Source organism: Streptomyces endocoffeicus, assembly GCF_016741935.1.
Classification (GTDB): Bacteria; Actinomycetota; Actinomycetes; order Streptomycetales; family Streptomycetaceae; genus Streptomyces; species Streptomyces endocoffeicus.
In genome coordinates, this window is the sequence record NZ_JAERRG010000162.1 from 1 (window position 1) to 1,072 (window position 1,072).

At 68.1% G+C, this 1,072-nt stretch carries 1 protein-coding gene; it reads left to right on the plus strand.

Annotated elements, in window-relative coordinates; all coding sequences use genetic code 11:
- The coding region (locus tag JK364_RS54360; protein WP_201858869.1) for a condensation domain-containing protein at positions 1-1,072 on the plus strand (1,072 nt) is incomplete at both ends.

Below are 1,072 nucleotides of genomic sequence, written 5' to 3' on the forward strand. Positions count from 1 at the left end.
CGCACTGCCCAGGCCGACGCCGTACCGCGACTACCTCGCGTGGTACGGGTCGCGCGATCGGGATGCGGCACTGGAGGCATGGCGCGATGCTTTGGCGGGCGTCGAAGACCCCACTCTGCTGACGCCCGCAGGCCCTGGACGCCAGGCTGTAGCCCCCAAGGACGTCTCACAGCTCCTCTCGCAATCCCTCACCGCTTCTCTGACCGAGCGGGCGCGTGAGGCCGGTCTGACCCTGAACACCGTGATACAGGGTGCCTGGGGCCTCCTCCTGGCCCGGATGACCGGACGTGATGACGTGGTCTTCGGAACGACGGTGGCCGTTCGGCCGCCCGAGATTCCCGGCGTCGAATCCATGGTCGGGCTGTTCGTCAACACGGTGCCGCTGCGGCTTCGCGTACCCGCGGGCGCAAGCCTGGCGGCGATGCTCACCCGGCTGCAGGACGAACAATCACGGTTGCTCGACCATCAGTTCCTGAGCCTGACCGACATCCAGCAGAGCGCCTGTGCCGGTTCGGGCCCGCTCTTCGACACCGCGACGGTCTTCGAGAACTACCCCGTGGACGACGCCGTCTTCGGTCGCGCCGACAGCACACTCAAGACCACCGCCATCGCCGCCCACGACGCCACGCACTATCCCCTCGCGTTGATGGTGATTCCCGGTGAGCGGCTTCAGGTGCGATGGGGATACCGGCCCGATGTGTTCGATCAGCAGGCGGTGGAGGTGATCGCGGCTCGTTTCGTGCGGGTGCTGGAGACGATCGCCGCTGATCCGGCCCGTCTGGTCGGGCGGGTCGATGTACTGACCGGAGTGGAACGGGCGCAACTGAGCCGCTGGGGCGGAGGTGTGCCCGCTGAGGAAGGCACCGGCGACGGGCTGTTGCCGGGGTTGTTCGAAGAGCGAGTGCGGCGGGATCGGGATGCGGCGGCGGTGGTGTACGAGGGGCGTGAGGTTTCCTACGGGGAGGTGAATGAGCGGGCGAATCGTCTGGCTCGGGTGTTGGTGGGGTTGGGGGTGGGGCCGGAGTCCAGGGTGGGGCTGGTGGTGTCCCGGTCGGTGGAGATGGTGGTGGCG